Annotated in this window: 14 protein-coding genes; 9 read left to right on the top strand and 5 right to left on the bottom strand. The window is 72.0% G+C overall.

What is annotated here, in order from left to right:
* Positions 1 to 6: 6 nt before the first annotated feature.
* The 3 genes from P696_RS0106470 to P696_RS0106460 are packed head-to-tail and all read left to right on the top strand — an operon-like array spanning position 7 to position 2481.
* Positions 7 to 726 (top strand): lysophospholipid acyltransferase family protein, encoded by a 720-nt coding sequence (locus P696_RS0106470; protein WP_026411684.1) that lies wholly within the window; start codon positions 7 to 9, stop codon positions 724 to 726.
* 4 nt (positions 727 to 730) lie between these two features.
* A complete protein-coding gene (gene macS, locus P696_RS0106465) occupies positions 731 to 1951 on the top strand; it encodes a MacS family sensor histidine kinase (RefSeq protein ID WP_026411683.1) in 1221 nt (406 codons plus the stop codon).
* A 41-nt stretch (positions 1952 to 1992) separates the two neighbouring features.
* Entirely contained in the window at positions 1993 to 2481 is a 489-nt protein-coding gene (locus tag P696_RS0106460) for a GNAT family N-acetyltransferase (protein ID WP_026411682.1), read from the top strand.
* Here the strand turns inward: P696_RS0106460 and P696_RS59020 are convergent.
* Together P696_RS59020 and P696_RS55690 are read right to left on the bottom strand one after the other, a co-directional pair.
* The gene (locus P696_RS59020; protein WP_064743907.1) at positions 2462 to 3487 is read right to left on the bottom strand and encodes a response regulator; all 1026 of its coding nucleotides are present in this window, start codon (positions 3485 to 3487) and stop codon (positions 2462 to 2464) included. The two genes, P696_RS0106460 and P696_RS59020, sit on opposite strands and share 20 nt — an antisense overlap.
* Positions 3484 to 4869 (bottom strand): sensor histidine kinase, encoded by a 1386-nt coding sequence (locus P696_RS55690; RefSeq protein WP_170026331.1) that lies wholly within the window; start codon positions 4867 to 4869, stop codon positions 3484 to 3486. The genes P696_RS59020 and P696_RS55690 overlap by 4 nt, the downstream gene beginning before the upstream one ends.
* Positions 4870 to 5016: 147 nt before the next feature.
* On the opposite strand from P696_RS55690, the gene P696_RS43695 reads away from it, so the two are divergent.
* The 3 genes from P696_RS43695 (at position 5017) to P696_RS0106435 (ending at position 8114) form a co-directional block, all read left to right on the top strand.
* Positions 5017 to 6117, top strand: coding sequence for an ABC transporter ATP-binding protein (locus P696_RS43695; protein WP_211245645.1), 1101 nt, complete (start codon positions 5017 to 5019; stop codon positions 6115 to 6117).
* A complete protein-coding gene (locus P696_RS0106440) occupies positions 6114 to 7097 on the top strand; it encodes an ABC transporter permease subunit (protein WP_051466968.1) in 984 nt (327 codons plus the stop codon). The genes P696_RS43695 and P696_RS0106440 overlap by 4 nt, the downstream gene beginning before the upstream one ends.
* Before the next feature lie 87 nt (positions 7098 to 7184).
* A complete protein-coding gene (locus tag P696_RS0106435; RefSeq protein ID WP_051466966.1) occupies positions 7185 to 8114 on the top strand; it encodes a hypothetical protein in 930 nt (309 codons plus the stop codon).
* On the opposite strand, the gene P696_RS0106430 is transcribed toward P696_RS0106435, so the two are convergent.
* Positions 8090 to 8989, bottom strand: coding sequence for an SDR family oxidoreductase (locus P696_RS0106430; protein WP_026411679.1), 900 nt, complete (start codon positions 8987 to 8989; stop codon positions 8090 to 8092). The two genes, P696_RS0106435 and P696_RS0106430, sit on opposite strands and share 25 nt — an antisense overlap.
* Before the next feature lie 171 nt (positions 8990 to 9160).
* Between P696_RS0106430 and P696_RS0106425 the strand changes: the two genes are divergently transcribed.
* Positions 9161 to 10066, top strand: a complete 906-nt coding sequence (locus tag P696_RS0106425) for a LysR family transcriptional regulator (RefSeq protein WP_026411678.1) — start codon at positions 9161 to 9163, stop codon at positions 10064 to 10066.
* Positions 10067 to 10894: 828 nt separating this feature from the next.
* Positions 10895 to 11524 (top strand): DUF4158 domain-containing protein, encoded by a 630-nt coding sequence (locus P696_RS59210; protein ID WP_084336882.1) that lies wholly within the window; start codon positions 10895 to 10897, stop codon positions 11522 to 11524.
* On the opposite strand, the gene P696_RS43690 is transcribed toward P696_RS59210, so the two are convergent.
* Positions 11457 to 12083, bottom strand: coding sequence for a hypothetical protein (locus tag P696_RS43690; protein WP_051466964.1), 627 nt, complete (start codon positions 12081 to 12083; stop codon positions 11457 to 11459). The genes P696_RS59210 and P696_RS43690 overlap by 68 nt on opposite strands.
* A 784-nt stretch (positions 12084 to 12867) precedes the next feature.
* The gene (locus P696_RS43685; protein ID WP_051466962.1) at positions 12868 to 14793 is read right to left on the bottom strand and encodes a P-loop ATPase, Sll1717 family; all 1926 of its coding nucleotides are present in this window, start codon (positions 14791 to 14793) and stop codon (positions 12868 to 12870) included.
* A 118-nt stretch (positions 14794 to 14911) separates the two neighbouring features.
* Between P696_RS43685 and P696_RS43680 the strand changes: the two genes are divergently transcribed.
* The gene (locus P696_RS43680) at positions 14912 to 16324 is read left to right on the top strand and encodes a serine/threonine-protein kinase (RefSeq protein WP_051466960.1); all 1413 of its coding nucleotides are present in this window, start codon (positions 14912 to 14914) and stop codon (positions 16322 to 16324) included.
* Positions 16325 to 16413: the final 89 nt, after the last annotated feature.

Here is a 16413-nt window from a genome sequence, read left to right as displayed (position 1 = left end):
GTCGTCATGCTGTGGTTCTGGATCATGTTGCGGATCGTGCTGTCGCCGATCCTCTACCTGGTTTGGCTGCCGAGGAACTCCGGCATGAAGAACGTCCCCCTGCGGGGCCCCGCGCTGCTGGTGAGCAACCACCTGTCGTTCGCCGACCACTTCTTCGGGCCGCTTCCGCTGATGCGCCCGATCCTGTTCATCGGCAAGCGCGAGTACTTCACCGGCAAGGGGATCAAGGGCCTGATCAGCAAGGGCTTCTTCACCGGCGTCGGGGTCGTCCCGGTGGACCGCACCGGCGGCAGCGCCGCCGAGGCCGCGCTCCAGACCGGCCTGCGGATCCTCGGCGAGGGCAAGCTGCTCGGGATCTACCCCGAGGGCACCCGCGCCCCCGACAACCGGCTCTACCGGGGCAAGACGGGCGTGGCGCGGCTGGCGCTGGCGTCCCGCGTGCCGGTGATCCCGATGGCCATGATCAACACCTTCGAGATGATGCCGCCCGGCCAGCCGCTGCCGAACCTCCGGCCGCGTCCGGGCGTCCGGTTCGGCGAGCCGCTCGACTTCTCCGAGTACTACGGCCAGGAGGACGACCGGGAGGTGCTCCGGAAGGTCACCGACCAGATCATGGGGGCCATCCGCGAGCTGTCCGGCCAGGAGTACGTCGACCGGTACGCCGCCGACGTGAAGGCCGAGCTCTCCGGCAGGACGCCGCGTCCGTCGTCGGACGACGACGAGTAACGCGTTGGGGGTCGGGTCGGCGCTCTGGCGCTCGGTCGCGGTCTACCGGTTCCTCGCGCTGCTCTACGCGGGCGTGCTGATCGCCTGGAACCAGGACAAGTACGAGCGTCCGTACGCGGCGTGGATCGTGCTGGCCGGAATGGTCCTCTGGACCGGCTACGCCACCCTCGCCTACGGCGGCGGGCGGAGGCAGCGCTGGTCGCTGCTCGTCGCCGACCTGCTCGTCGCGGTCGCGTCCGTCCTGGCGACGGCGTGGATCGAGACCTCGTTCGGGATCGCCCAGGGGCGTCCGACGATCCCGGCCGCCTGGGTGGTGGCGGCGCTGCTGGCCTGGGCGATCTCGGGCGGACGGCGGCTCGGCCTGGTCGCCGCCGCCGTGATCAGCTCCGCCGACCTGTTCGTCCACGTGCTGAACGCCTCGGCGCCCGGCCCGGTGACGTTCGGGAACATCGTCCTGCTGTTCCTGACCGGGCTGGTGGTCGGGCACGTCGTCCGGATGGCGGTGGACGCCGAGGCCCGCCTGGCCCGCGCCGTCGAGCTGGAGGCGTCCACCCGGGAGCGCGAGCGGCTGGCCCGCGACATCCACGACTCGGTGCTGCAGGTGCTGGCCATGGTGCAGCGCCGGGGTGCGGAGGCAGGCGGCGAGGCCGCCGAACTGGGCCGCCTGGCGGGCGAGCAGGAGGCCGCGCTCCGGTCCCTGATCACCGGAGCGCCCGTTCCACGGCCCCGCCCGGTCGCCGGGGTGGGGACGGCGGCCGGGGATCGTTCGGGGGCGGACGTCCGGGCGCGCTCGGCGGAGGCGTCCGGCTCGTCGGGTTCGTCCGGTGGGTGGGCTGACCTTCGGGCGCGGCTGACCGCGCTTTCCTCGTCCCGTGTGAGCGTCGCGACCCCCGCGACCCCCGTCCTGCTGCCCGAGCGCGTCGCGGACGAGCTGACGGCGGCGGTCGAGGCGGCCCTGTCGAACGTCCGGCTGCACGCGGGCGAGACCGCCCGGGCCTGGGTGCTCCTCGAGGACGACGGGGCCGACGAGGTGATCGTCAGCGTCCGGGACGACGGCCCCGGCATTCCGCCCGGACGGCTCGAGCGGGCGGAGGCCGACGGCCGCCTGGGCGTCGCCCAGTCGATCCGCGGTCGCGTCCGCGACCTTGGCGGCACCGTGGCCATCCACTCCGCGCCGGGCGAGGGCACCGAACTCGAGCTCACCGTCCGCCGCACCCCCGCCTGATCGTTGGTGCCGAACCCGTCGTCCAGGGCAGAGTGGGGCACATGAAGATCAGAGAGGCGACGGCGGAGGACTGGGCGGGCATCTGGCCCTTCTTCCACGAGATCGTGGCCGCGGGCGACAGCTTCACCTACCCGACGGACCTGGACGAGGAGCGGGGCCGGGACTGGTGGATCCTGCCCGCCCCCGACCAGACGGTCGTCGCCGTGGACGACTCCGGCGCGGTGCTGGGGACGGCCAAGATGAACCGCAACCACATGGGCAACGCCTCGCACGTCGCCAGTGCCAGCTACATGGTCGATCCCGCACATTCCGGACGCGGCGTGGGGCGGGCGCTGTGCGAGTACACGCTGGAATGGGCGCGCGAGGCGGGGTACCGGACGATGCAGTTCAACGCGGTCGTCGAGACCAACGTCCGCGCGGTCGAGCTGTACAAGTCGCTCGGCTTCCAGGTGACCGGCACGCTCCCGGAGGGCTTCCGGCATCCGGTGAAGGGCTACGTGGGCCTTCACATCATGCACCGGCCCCTCTGAACCCGGCCCCGGGCCCGGCCTCGCCGCCGCCAGCCCCGGCACGATCGTCGCGAGGCATGGCGCGGTCGGTCGTCGGCCCGGCGGGCCCGGCGTGAAGCCTGGCGCGATCGGAGTGAGGCCCGGTGGGGCCAGCGTGAGGCCTGGCGGGCCCGGCGTGAAGCCCGGCGCGGTCGGAGTGAGGCCCGGTGGGGTCAGCGTGAGGCCTGGCGGGGCCGGCCTCGGCCCCGGTGGGGTCGGAGTGAGGCCTGGCGTGGTCGGTGGTCGGCCCGGTGGGGTCAGCATGAGGTCTCGCGCGGTCGGCATCCGCCCAGGCGGGGTCAGCGTGCGGCCGGGTGGGGTCGGTGTCGCCCACGCTGACCAGCCCTGATTCGTAGGCGCGGATGACGAGCTGGACGCGGTCGCGGACGCCGAGCTTGGCCAGCAGGCTCGCGACGTGCGCCTTCGCGGTTCCCGGGCTGATGTGCAGGCGTCCGCCCAGCTCGGCGTTCGAGAGTCCGCGACCGACGAGCGTCAGCACCTCGCGCTCGCGCGCCGTGATCCCGGGGAGCGCGGCGCGTGCGGCCCTCCGCCCCCGGTTCCCGGCGGACGCGGCGAAGTCGGCGATGAGGCGGCGCGTCACGGCGGGCGCGAGCAGCGCGTCCCCGCGCGCGACCACCCGGACGGCGGCGAGGATGTCGTCCAGCGCCATGTCCTTCACCAGGAAGCCGCTGGCCCCGGCGCGCAGTGCCGCGTACACGTTGGCGTCCTCGTCGTAGGTGGTGAGGACGACGACACGGGCCGCCGGGACGTCCGCTGTGATCATCTCGGTGGCCTCGACCCCGCCCATGCCGGGCATCCGCAGATCCATCACGACCACGTCCGGGCGCAGCTCGCGGACGAGCCGGACGGCCTGCCCGCCGCTGCCCGCCTCCCCGACAACCTCGATGTCCGGCGTCGCGTCCACGACCATCCGCAGGCCTGCGCGGACCAACTCCTGATCGTCGACCAGGACGACCCGAACCGTCATCGCGCCTCCTCGTGGAGCAGGGTGCGTGGCCCGTCCAGAGGGGCCGGGGACACCGATCCGGGAAGCGGCAGGGACGCACGGACCCGGAAGCCGCCCTCGGGACGCGGTGCGGCGCTGAACCGCCCGCCCAGCAGCGCGACGCGCTCACGCATTCCGGAGATGCCGTGGCCCTCGCCGCGTCCGGTGCCGCCTGTGCCGTCTCCGTGTCCGAAGCCCTCGGCGCGACCAATGCCGCCTCCGCCTCCGCTGCCGTGTTTGTGTCCGCCGTCGTGTCCGTGCCCCTGTCCCTGTCCCTGTCCGCTGCCGTGTCCGAGGCCGCCTTCGTGTCCGAGGCCGCTGCCCTGTCCGATGTCGTCTGCGCGTCCGTTGTCGGTGATGTCGATGGTCAGCACGTCGGGACGGTGGTCGATCTCCACGCGGCAGGCGGTGGTGTTCGCATGCCGGACGACGTTGGTCACCGACTCCTGGACGATCCGGAAGGCGGCGTGGTCGACAGTCGGCGGCAGCGGACCCCGGGCGCCGGACACACGCAGGTCCACCTCCACGCGGACGCCCGCCGCCCGCGCGTTCGCGGTCAGCCGTTCGAGGCCGTCCAGTCCGGCGAGCGCGTCCGTGCGCGGGAGGACGTCGGCTTCGGCGTCGACGCGGCGCAGGACGTCGAGCATGACGCGCAGGTCGCGCAGGGTCTGCCGGCTGGTGTCCTCGATGGTGCGCAGGGCGCCCTCGGCCTGGTCGGGCGAAGCGCGGAGCACCCGGTGCCCGGCCCCGGCCTGGATGGCGATGACGCCGATGCTGTGCGCCACCATGTCGTGCAGTTCGCGGGCGATGCGCAGCCGCTCCTCGGCGACGGCCTGCGCGGCCTCGTGCACGCGCAAAGCCTCGCCGTACTCGCGCCGCTGCTGGACGGACTTCCCAGCCAGCCAGGCCGCTACGATGCTCAGCGCGAGCAGCACCGCCAACCCCACGAAACCTGGAACCAGCACGCGTTCCCAGCCTTCGCCGCGAACCAGGCCCACGAGCCACGCGGTCTCCTCGGCCAGCAGGGCCACGGCCATCGCGGCAAGCCCGTCCCGGCGTCCGCGCGTGGCGGTCAGGTACGTGAGGACCAGACCCGCCGCCAGCAACAGCGGCCAGAGCTGCTCGGACCGCAGCCCGGACGCCGCGGCCGTCACGATCTCGGCCAGCAGCACCACGAGGACCGGCCAGGGACGCGCCCTGCCCAGCACCAGTGGCAGCGCGGCGACGGCGGCCACCAGCGCGACGAGCACGATCGGCTCGTCGCCCCGGCTCGCAGGCTCGCGCCCGCCGGTGTAGGCGGCGGCCAGTGTCAACGCCAGCGCCGCGGGGGCGATCGCGGCCCGGAACATATTTCGGGGGTGCACCGAACGGAGCGTAATCGGCGCCACGGCGCTTTGACGTCCGTCGGAGGTCGTATGCCTGGAGGCATAGGCCCAGAGGCAGGTGTGGGGGCTGGGAAACATGCCTGACGGCCGATGCCGCGCGTCCGGCCGTCCAGCAACGTGGAGGGCGTGATCGAAGTCAACGGATTGAGCAAGCGCTACGGGGACGTCGTCGCCGTGAACGACCTGAGCTTCACGGTGCCTGCCGGGCTCGTCACCGGGTTCCTCGGGCCGAACGGCGCGGGCAAGAGCACGACCATGCGCATGATCCTCGGGCTGAACCGTCCGACCTCCGGGTCCGCGCTGGTCGACGGGCGCCCCTTCACCGGCTGGCGCGCCGGGCTGCGCCGTGTCGGCGCGCTGCTGGACGCGGGCGACGTCCACCCCGGACGCAGCGCACGGGCGCATCTGTCCGCGCTGGCCCGCACCAACGGGCTGCCGCACCGGCGGGTCCACGAGGTGCTGGAGGAGGTCGGGCTCGCGGACGTCGCGCGCCGGCGCGTCGGCGGGTTCTCACTGGGCATGCGGCAGCGGCTCGGGATCGCGGCCGCCCTCCTGGGCGACCCACCGGTGCTGCTGTTCGACGAGCCGGTGAACGGCCTCGACCCCGAGGGGGTCCGCTGGGTCCGGGGCCTGTTCCGGCGGCTGGCCGCCGAGGGCCGCACGGTCCTGGTGTCCAGCCACCTGATGAGCGAGATGGAGCACACGGCCGACCGCCTGGTCGTCGTCGGGCGCGGTGAACTCCTCGCCGAGGAGACCGTCGCCGAGTTCTCCGCGCGCGGCGGCCGTGCCCGCGTCACGGTCCGCACTCCGCAGGCGACCCGGCTCGTCCCCCTCATGACAGCTGCCGGTGCGACCGTCACCGCCGACGACCCCGCGCCGGACGGCCCCGCCGCTCCGCCGCACGCGACACAGGCCCTGACAGTCACGGGCCTACCCGCCCCGCAGGTGGGCGAGCTGGCCTTCCACCACCACATCGTCCTGCACGAGCTGGCCGCACATCACGCGTCCCTTGAGGAGGCGTTCATGGACCTGACCGCCGACCACGCCGACTACCGGGCGGACGCCCAGTTCGGCCACCAACCCCCGAAGCGCCCCAAGCACCCTCCAGCAGCTGCCCGGGCCGAGGTCGACGCGTCGGGTGGCCAAGCCGAGCTGGGAACGTTCGAGCGGATCCGGCGTCAAGAGGCGCATGCCCAGGCCAAGGCTTGGGCGGAGGCGGCCCGATGACCGCCGCATCCGCCGCCCGGTCCGCATCCGCCGTCCGGTCCGCATCCGCCGTCCGGTCCGCATCTGTCGCGCGGTTCGCGGCTGCCGTCCGGTTCTCGTCCGTCGCGCGGTTCGCGTCTGCGGCCCGGTCCGCGGCTGTCGTCCGGTCCGCGTTGCCGGAGGAGCGGCGGTTCTCCGGGGGTGATCCGCGGGTCCGGTTCCGGGACCTGCTAGTTGCTGAATGGATCAAGTTGTGGTCGCTGCGTTCGACCCGGTGGGTGCTCGGCGTGGGCCTCGTCCTGCTCGTTCTGGGAGCGGTGCAGAAGAGCCTGAACGACTACCGTGCCTGGCCGACCTTCCCGCCGCGCGCACGGGAGCACTATGACCCGATGACGGCGGCGTTCAGCCAGATCAGCGCGGTCCTGCTCGTGGTCGGGTCGGGCGTTGTGGGCGCGCTGACGCTGGTCGGCGAGTACGCCACGGGGCTGGTCCGCGCCACGTTCAGCGCTGTTCCGGCCCGGCACCGGGTCGTCCTGGCGAAGGTCGCGGTCGTCACGGCGGTCATGCTGGCTTTGGGGGTCGTCGTCTCGCTGAGCACGTTCACGGTGAGTCAGGCGATCCTCTCCGGACGGGGCATCTCCGTGTCGGCCCGCGCCTCCGGCGTGCCGCACGTCCTGGTCGCGAACGCGCTGCTCGCCCCGCTCGCGGCCCTGGTCGGGATGGGCGTCGGCGCGCTGCTGCGGCACACCGCGGGCACGGTCGTGGCGGTGATCGCGCTGCTGGTGATCCTCCCGATGACCTTCAAACCGACCGTCCACCAGTGGGCGAACGACTTCTACATGTGGTTTCCCTTCTACGACTGGGTGCACTGTCTCGCCCTGCGCCACCCGCCCTCGAACCCCGCCCTGCCCACGGCCGCCGACGCGTGGACGGCCTTCGCGGGCTGGGCGCTGGCGTCCGTCGCGGTGGCCGTCGTGGCCGTCCGGAGGAGGGACGTATGAGGGCCGCCGAAGATCACCCGTGTGGGGGAGGAGAGTGCCCCGGGCGGGGGAAGCGGGCACGTCCGGCGTGGGAGCAGACTCGCGACCATGATCGGACGGACGATGACGCGCCGCTGGGCGGGCTTCGGCGCGGCGGGCACGCTGGCGATGTATCTGCTGGTCAAGGTGGTGTGGGTGGTCGGCGCGCTCGGCACCGGGCGGTCCCCCATGGAGGGGATGGGCACCAGCGAGTGGATCGCGCTGAACACGGTCACGGTCGGGATGGCCGCGGTCGGCATCGGACTCGGGCTCGCGCTGGCCTGCGACTGGGGGCTGCGGCTGCCCGCCGCGCCCGTGCTGCTCTTCGCCTGGCTCGCGGGTGGCCTGCTGGTCGCGACCGCCCCGTTCAGCCTGCTCGGCTCACTGCTCGGCGGGGGTGGCAGCGGGTCCGACGATGGTGGGGAGGCGTCCTGGGAGGGGCTCCTCATCATGGTCGGCTTCGTCGGGATGGGCGTGGGCGTGGCGATCGCCCTGCCGATCTACCTGCGGGAACGTTGGCCCAACGCGCTCACGGGCCGAGTCGGGGCGCTGAAGGCGGCGCGTGCGCCGCACGCCGTGATGGCGGCGACCGCGCTGATCGCCGCCATCGACCTCTACTGGGCCGCGGGCGGTGGCGTTGGAACGAACCCGCACAGCCGGTACGGCTTGGACGCCGGCGCCCGTTCGCTCCTGATCGGGGATGCGCTCTGGGCGCTGGCCGGAGCCGCCGCGGCATGGGTCCTCGCAGGTCGTGGAAGGCGGCTGCCGCTGTGGCTTCCGGTGGCGGCGGCGTTCGTGGCGTCCGGGTCACTGGTGGGCTGGGGCCTCTGGCGGATGCCGCTCGCCGTGCTGCGTCCGGGCGATTTCGAGCCCTACCAACTGCCGCTGGTCAGCGTGGCCCTGAACGCCGTCAGCGTGGCCGCCGGGGCGGCCCTGGCCGTTCACCTGGCCAGGGCCGTGCGAACGCGAACCGGTCAGGTGCGCGCGGCCGTGAAGTAGTGCCCCTCGTCCAGGTCCGCGATGAGGCCCGGTTGGACGGGCTCCCAGCCCAGCAGCGCGCGGGTCTTGGCGCTGGACGCCGGGCGGTCCATCGAGATGACGTGGCTCAGGAACCCGAAGTGCTCGTCGACGTCCGTCAGGGGGACGGACGCCGTGGGCACGGACAGGTGCCGTCCGATGACCTCGGCGATCTCGCGGGTCGGCACGCCCTCGTCGGCCATGCAGTGGAGCCGCGACCCAGCCGGGGCGCCCTCCAACGCGAGCCGGTACAGGCGTGCCGCGTCCAGCCGGTGGACGGCGGGCCAGACGTTCACGCCCTCGCCCGGGTAGCCCGAGACGCCCCGCTCGCGCGCGAGGTTGATCAGCACCGGGATGAACGCCTTGTCGTCCGCGCCGTGCACGGTCGGCGGGAGTCGCACGACCGAGGAGCGCACCCCGTCGTCCGCGAGCGCGACCGTCGCCTCCTCGTTGAGGAACCGCGTGTAGCCGAACGCCCCGGGCTCCGAGCGACTGTCCTCGGTCGAGACCTCGCCCTGCTTCCCGGCGACCGCGACCGTGGCGACCAGCGGCCGCCCGGACCCGGCGAGCGCCGCGCCCATCGTCTCGATCGCCCGCCGGTCGATCGCGATGCTCTCCTCGAACCGGAAGAAGTCGTTGAAGGCCAGGTGGATCACGCCGTCCGAGGACTGCGCCCCCTCGCGCAGGGAGTCGAGATCCTGCAGCGAGCCGCGCAGGACCTCGGCCCCGGCGGCCCGCACCACCTCGGCGGCGGCGTCCGAGCGAGCCAGCCCGACGACCTGGTGCCCGGCGCCCAGCAACTCCGGTATGACGGCTCCGCCGATGTAGCCGGACGCTCCGGTGACGAAGACACGCATGACGAACTCCTGATCTCAAGTCGATTCCGGCCGGTTACCGGCCGGACCCTTCACCTGCCCGGCCACGGTGGTGCCACCGTGGGGACGGCGTCCAATGACGCTTTCGCAAGGCGTGTTACCGAACGGGCATCACCACAGGTGGGAGAGAGGGGGACGGCCTACGCTGGGCGCATGGCCGACACGTCGCCTCCGGCGGACCTCGATCTCCGGCTGGTGCGGTGCTTCACCGTGCTCGCCGAACACCGCCACTTCGGCCGCGCCGCCGCCGCGCTCCACCTCACCCAGCCGTCCCTGAGCAGGCAGATCCGCAGGCTGGAACGGGACCTCGGCGCGCGCCTGGTCGACCGCACGCCGAAGGGCAGCCACCTCACCCGGGCGGGCGAGACGTTCCTGCCGCTCGCCAGGTCGCTGCTGCGCTCGTCGGCGCAGGCCGCCGCGCGGACGAGGGCCGCCGCCCAGCCCGACCGGATCGTCATCGGCTACATGTCCGGCGTGGCCATCACCCCGGCCGTCCGGGAGCTACGCCGCCTGCATCCGGACGCCGACGCCCAGACCACCCACGTGTACCTCGCCGAGGCGCTTGAGGCGCTCCTCGACCACCGGGTGGACGCCCTGGTCAGCCGCCTGCCCTTCCAGGACGGGAGGCTGCACGTGACCACCCTGTACGACGAGCCGCGCGTCGTGGTCGTCCCGCTGGAGCACCGCCTGGCCGGGAAGTCATCGGTCACCCTGGACGACATCGCGGACGAGCCGCTGCCAAGGCTGCGCGGCGCCGACGCCGAGTGGAACGCCTTCTGGCGGCTGGAACCACGCCCGGGCGGACGCAGCGCCCCCGACGGTCCCTACATCGACCGGGTCGAGGAGAAGTTCGAGCTGGTCGCCTCGGGCCAGGCCATCGCCGTCACGGCCGGACGGCACGGGAGCGGCCTCCGCCCGGACCTCACCACCGTCCCCCTGGAAGGCGTGGAACCGAGCCACGTCGTCCTGGCCACCCGCGCCGACGACCGCAGCCGCCTGGTGGCCGCCTTCCGCAAATGCGCCCAAACGCACATCAAGCCCCCCACGGGAGCGGCGTAGCGCCAACGAGGCGCCCAGATCGGCCCGGCGCTCGGGTCGTTGTCACCGGAGGAAAGATAACCGAGCGTATTCGGCGGCGCGGCGGCCAGCCGGCACACGCAGGCGCTCGGGTATGGAAGGCGGTGACCGGCAGGGCGGTGCGCTGAAGCGATGACCGCCACCACCGACGCCACGGGCAGCGCCCCCGTGGTTCCACGGGAGGTTATCTGCTGCTGCGGCCGCCGATCGCGCTGCTGCGGTTGGTAGTCGGACCACCAGCATGGCCGGGTGCCCACCACCTCTACGGAGTGGGCACCGGCCACGGCGGGCGAGGATGAGGTCGCAGGGTTCTGGTGCAGTTCCTGCAGCGCGCTGAGCTGACCGGGGTGAATCTCGCGCCACCGCCGTAGCGCGTTGATCGCGTCCGCCGACACCCCCCAACACGCCGCGCGGACCTGGTCGACAAGCTCGACCGGCACACCGACACCGATCCGATCCGCGTAGCCGCGCTCGCGCACCCCCCACCAGCGGCCGGCCAGGTCCACCTCACGCGGCGGGGCATCCCACGCGTGATCCCACCCGCGCTGCGCCAACTCGACCCGCACACCCCACGTCGCCACGGCGCCGGCCGTGTCCAGGAGGACACCCCGCGTGCGTGCTTGGTCGAGCCCCTTCCCCCAGGCGTCCCGGATCTCGGCTCGCTCCGCGGCGGGCCGACCCGCCGACGGACCCCACCTCAGCTCCTGCCCGCCTTGGAGCCGGCGGCCCTGCTCGACGGCGAGCCAGTCGGCTAGCAGCGCCGCAGTGCCCAGCCGAGTGTGCACCGTCAGCCGAACCAGCCCCTCAGCCATGGGGGATGGCCGGAGTACGCCGGGGACGCACCGCCGGACCCCTGACCAGACAGAAGCGTCGGACTGTCCCGTCTGGAGTATCACATCGCCGCAGGTCAGCAGCGTGCAGCCGCGAGCCCGGGTATTCCGGGCCCTGGCTCGGCACCGCCGCCCACAGCCGAAACCCGGACCCCGTGGTCCGCCGCTGACCTACCGTTTCGAGGGGGCGCGGTATGAATCTTGCGTACTCCGGCCGTCCCCCTGTTACGCAGGAGCGCCGTCGCGGGCGGATCTGGAGCGGGTGTTCTTCCTCGATGACGGGGACCGGGCGCTGGTGGAGGCCCGAGGCTCGGGCCGTGGAGCGGCATCGCGGCGAGCACGGGAAACTCGGGTTCGGCCTTCAGGTCGTGACGGTCCGTTGGTCGGTGCGTTCCTGGAGGATCCACTAGATGTTGCGGGGGCGCTGCTGGACTTCGTCGCTGAGCAGCTCGGGATCGCCGACGCCTCGCAGGTGAAGAAGTACATCGAGCGGACCAGGACCCGGTTCGACCACCAGTGGGAGATCCGGCGGACCTACGAGCTCAAGGCGTTCGCGGCAGTTGTGTTTGCTCACCGGTGTGCGCCCGGCGGCGCCAGTAGGCGATGGTGAGGATGCCGAGCAGCGGGCCCCACAGAATCAGTGGTGCGTAAGCGGCGAGGGCCAGGATGCCCTGCCAGTGGTGGTAGTCGACGGGGAACTCGCTGGGCAGCGGCCTACCGGTGATCGTGCGGTGGGACAGGAAACTGACCGTCAGGGCGGTCCACAACACCGTCAGGATGAGGGTGCCCAGCGCAGCGGGGACAACGCCGACCGCGCGTGGCACCGTACGGCCGCGCAGCAAGGGAATCCAGCGGGGGAACACCTCGCCCCAGGAAGCGGCCAAGCCGATGGCGGTGAAGGCAAACAGTTCCGAAATCACCGACAACAGGACGACGTATAGCTCCAATGGCAGCCACGATGGCAGGCTCCCCGCGTCCCGGTCGCCGAGAAGAATCGGTGCGTGGAAGGTGAAGACGACGATCCGCCAAAGACTGGAGGGCAACACCGTGAGGGGGACCGCGTAGGCGGCGATCCGCGTCCATCGGCCGACCCCGCGCACAGGCTCGTGCGCTACATGCCACGCGCGTTGCACTGGTCCTGTTAGCGGCTCCTGGGTCACAGCGGCCATCGGGTGTTCCTCCTGATCAGCGACTCTCTCGTACCCCTCCAAGATCGCATCGGGACATCGCGCCGCTCCTCCCCCGTCAGAGTGAAGCCCCTCCCCCACACGCGCGAACCGGCCGCCGCCACGCCTCATCGGCCTGGAAGACGGTGGGGGCGAGCGGCGGGAACCATCCCCATCAAGTAAGACGACACCGCGCTCACCCAGCTCACCGCCGAGCAGACCGCCGAGCTGTTCGAGACGGCCTGGGGTAGCGGGGCCGCGCGCACCCAGAACCGGCACCGCTCCGCGCTGCGGTCCTTCACCACCTGGACCTGCGCGCCCGCCCGCGACTACCTGCACACCGACCTGGCCGTGCTCATCGACCGGCGGCCCGAGGTCCAAGACAAGACCTGCGCTGACTCCGTGCTCGCCCTCAACATCGAGCACCTGGACCAGGCCAACAACGGTAAGCAACCTGTCACGGGCCCCAAAGCGGAAGATCGATGCAGGTCACGGGCTGCACACGCGGGCCCGTCCCCGGTCGGGTTCCGGTCCGGGCGCGGCGGGATAGTCCGGCATCGCTTGCGGCGTTCCGGTCTGATAACCGGGCGGCAGCGTGCGGAAGGACGACGTCCGTGCAGGTCGGTGCGCGTGCGCGCCGCGGAGGCCGGTGGTCGGGTTCGGACATTCCGTCAAGCCGACGAACACGCTCGGTTACCTTTCCTCCGGTGACATCAACCCGAGCGCGGGCCAGATCAGCGAACCCTGCCCCTCCGGCTGACAGAGGGGAGGGCCTGTGTACCGCCGCTCAGCCCCAGCCGGTGCCGTCGCTGGAGGCGGCGCCGCCTAGGCCCTGGTGGGGGCTGACGCCGCCCCAGATCTCGCGGTTCAGGCGGTGGGCGGCGGTTCTGACGAGGTCGGCGGCCTCGCCGTGGCCCTCCGCCGCCAGGCGGTCGCCCAGGTCGGCCAGGTCCCGGCGGACGTCGGCCAGGCCGGGGACGATCTCGGCCCGGGTGGTCCGGCGGAGCCCGTGGACCTTCCCCTGGAGTTCGAGGAGCCGCACGGTCAGCTGCTGCTCGATCTCCCGGGGCAGGCCGGTCGCGGCCAGGCCTTCAGCGGCCTCGCGGATCTTCCGGTCGGCGCCCTCGACCAGGGCGCGCTCCGGGTCGTCCCGGCGCGGGGCCCGGTCGCCGCTCGCGCCGCGCTGGACGCGTGCGACCAGGTCCTCGCGGGTGGAGGCCGCGCCCTTGTAGGCGACGTACGCGTTCGTCACCCCCGTGGGCTGCAGGGCCCGGAGCGCCGGACGGAAACACGGATGGATGTGGAACTCGTCGTCCCCGGGCTCGATCCTCTCCCCGGTTCCGTTCGTGTACCGGAGAAGACCGGCGCGCTGCACGCCCAGGAATCCCACGTCGTACAGCGCGTCCAGGAGGCCGGTGGGCGTGATCACGCTCTCACGCTGCGGAAACGCCCCACGCAACGTGTCCAGCACCGGGGTGAGCCGGTGCGAGAGCGACGAGCGCGTCACCACGTATCCCGCGTCGCGGAACACCGGATACAGCGATTCGAGGAAGGGGTATCCCGCCCGGTACTCGTCCGCCAGGTCTTGCAGTTTCCAGATGGAATAGCGTTCCAGCGCGCGCGTGACGTCGCTTTCCTTGATGCTGGAATGGTCGGAGAAGAGCGCCATGTTCCGGCACAGGTTGCACAGCTGGATCAGGTCGCGTGGGCGCATGAGGGTGTGCGCGACCAGGACGTCCTGGACGGGCCGTCCGCCGACCGTCCCGGGGAAGACGCCCTGCCACAGGCCCTGGGCGGTGAGTTCGGTGCGCAGGCTCACCTTCGCCCGGGTGAGAACCAGGTCGAGGAGCATTTCCCTGGTCCATTCGAGCCATACCTCGTCGCTGTGCAGCTTGTCCTTGTCGGCGAAACGCAGCAGGTCGTAGATGTCGGAGCGGAGGAACACCGCGCACGACACGTCCCGGAACCGCACGGGCAGTTCCTTGGCCGCCCGGAGGAGGCCGATGACGAGGGTGTCGGCCTCACCGTCGTTGGTCCAGACGTCCTCGATTCCGTCGACCAGGATCAGCGGCCGCGGGTGCCGCTCCGGGCACTGAAGGTCCTCGTACGCTTGAGCGACCTGCCGCTCCAGCAGCTCCACCTGCCACGTCGCCCTCCGCTCGGCCCCGCCATCAGCGGACGGGCCGGACCCGCCGTCGCCGAGCTCCAGGGTCGCGCCGACGCCGAACGCCTCCAGCTTCAGTGAGCCCTTGAGGCGCCCGAACCACGTCCGCGACCCCGCGTGCTCGTCCGCCTCGGCGTTGTCCGCCAGGAACCGCCGCAGTGCCACGACCGATTTCGGCCGCTTCCGGTGAGCCTCTTTGGCGTGCGCGACCAGGAAACGCGCCAGGTTGATCGTCAGGGCGTACCGCCAGAGCATCCATTTGGCCAGTCCCGGCGACATTCCGGGGATCTCGAACAGTCGCAAGGACTCGGCCGAAAACCGGTCCGGCGTCACCAGCACCGGGGCCCTGCCGTCCGGTTCCCGCCCGGCGAGCATCTGGCAGATCGCGCTCTTCCCGGTCCCTTTCCGGCCGATGACCAGGACCTTTCTCGCCTGGCGCGCCGTCCGGTAGGCGGGCGTCGGCAGAAACCCGCCGCGCAGCAGCCCCTCGGCCAGATCGGTCTCGGCGTCGTCCTTTCCGAAGGACAGGCTTCCCAGGTCGTACCGCATTTCGACCCCCTCGTCCACCCTCGGTGGCGACGCGATTACGGGAGCGTGGACGACGATGCCGTCCCGTTCAGGTCGCGCATATTACGCCGGGCCTGTTTCTCTGCCAGGATGCCATGCCATGACCGAGGGAGCCGAGGCTCTGGTCGCCGGACGCTATCGCCGTATCGAGCAGGTCGGCCGCGGCGGAATGGGCGTGGTCTGGCGCGCGTGGGACGAGACGCTGCAGCGCGAGGTCGCCGTCAAACAACTGCTGCTGCCCCCGGAACTGCCTCCCGATCAGGCCGCCGTACGCAGAAAACGCATGGTCCGCGAGGCGCGCGCCGCCGCCCGCCTCAGCCATCCCGCGATCATCACCGTCTTCGACGTCATCGACGACGGAACGGGCGGCCCATTGGTGATCATGGAATATGTCAACGGCCCGTCCCTGGACCGGATGCTGCGCGAGCGGGGCCCCCTTTCCCTGGCCGAGACCCTGCCGATCGCCGAGGCCGTCCTCGGCGCGCTCCGCGTCGCCCACGCGTCCGGGATCGTGCACCGCGACCTCAAGCCGTCGAACGTCCTGATCGCGGGCCCGCGCGTCGTCCTCACCGACTTCGGCATCGCCAGCCTCGCCGGGAACACCAGCCTCACCGGCACCGACCAGCTGCTCGGCACGCCGTCCTACATGGCGCCCGAGCAGGCCCGCGGCCAGACCGCCACTCCCGCGTCCGACCTGTGGTCCCTCGGCGCGACCCTCTACGCCTGCGTCGAGGGGCACCCTCCGTTCGACGGCTCGGCGGCCGTCTCCATCCTCTCCGCGCTGCTGACCGCCGACCCGCCCCGTCCCGTCCGCGCGGGCCCGCTCACGTCGCTGATCGGCCGCCTCCTCATGAAGGACGCCCAGCGCCGGGCCACCGCGGAGCAGGCCGGGACGGCCCTGGCGAAGATCCGCGATTCCCTTTCCCAGGACACCGAGATTGGCACGCCCCCTCAGGCGTCACTCACCGAGACCTGGCCTCACGGCGCGCCCTCCGAAAGCCCGCGAAGCCGGAATCCGGCCATTGTCGTCGGTGCCGTCTCCTTGCTGATCGGAGCACTCGTCACCGCCGCTCCCTTCTACCTGAGCGGCCATTACCACGCCGCCGACGGAACTTCCACGTCGCCGTCGCCGGAACCGTCCTGGGAAGCCGACCGGAAGCCCGGCCACAGGCAGCTCGCGCTGGGGGAGGGGCTGGATTTCGAAAAGGAGTTCATCGCGGCCGGATACCGGGACGTCAAGCCCGACAACACCCAGGATCTGACCATTTCCCAGGACGGCCAGCAGTTCGAGGCTCCGGGCGGCGTCTTCGAGGTGAACGGCAACTCGGCGTCCGTGGACAACTGCAAGAACGCCCTCCAGAACGTCGCCACGAGGGCCGCCGCCGAGGGCGAGCACTACTACTGCGTCAAAACCAGCGGCGGGCTGGTCATCCGGATGTACACGATCGAGTGGTGGACTCCGGACGGCAAGCCGCTCAAATTCGACATGGCCTTCTACCAGGCGAGCGGCTGATCCCGGCCCCGCCGCCGAATCGCGAACTGGCCGCCGAATCGCGAACTGTCGGTCCTCCCCACTAGGGTCGCGCCGACCGGCGTTCTCCT

It is taken from the genome of Actinomadura oligospora ATCC 43269 (genome assembly GCF_000518265.1).
Classification (GTDB): Bacteria; Actinomycetota; Actinomycetes; order Streptosporangiales; family Streptosporangiaceae; genus Spirillospora; species Spirillospora oligospora.
Note: the sequence above shows the minus strand (reverse complement) of the source record. Positions and strands in the feature narration are given on the sequence as shown.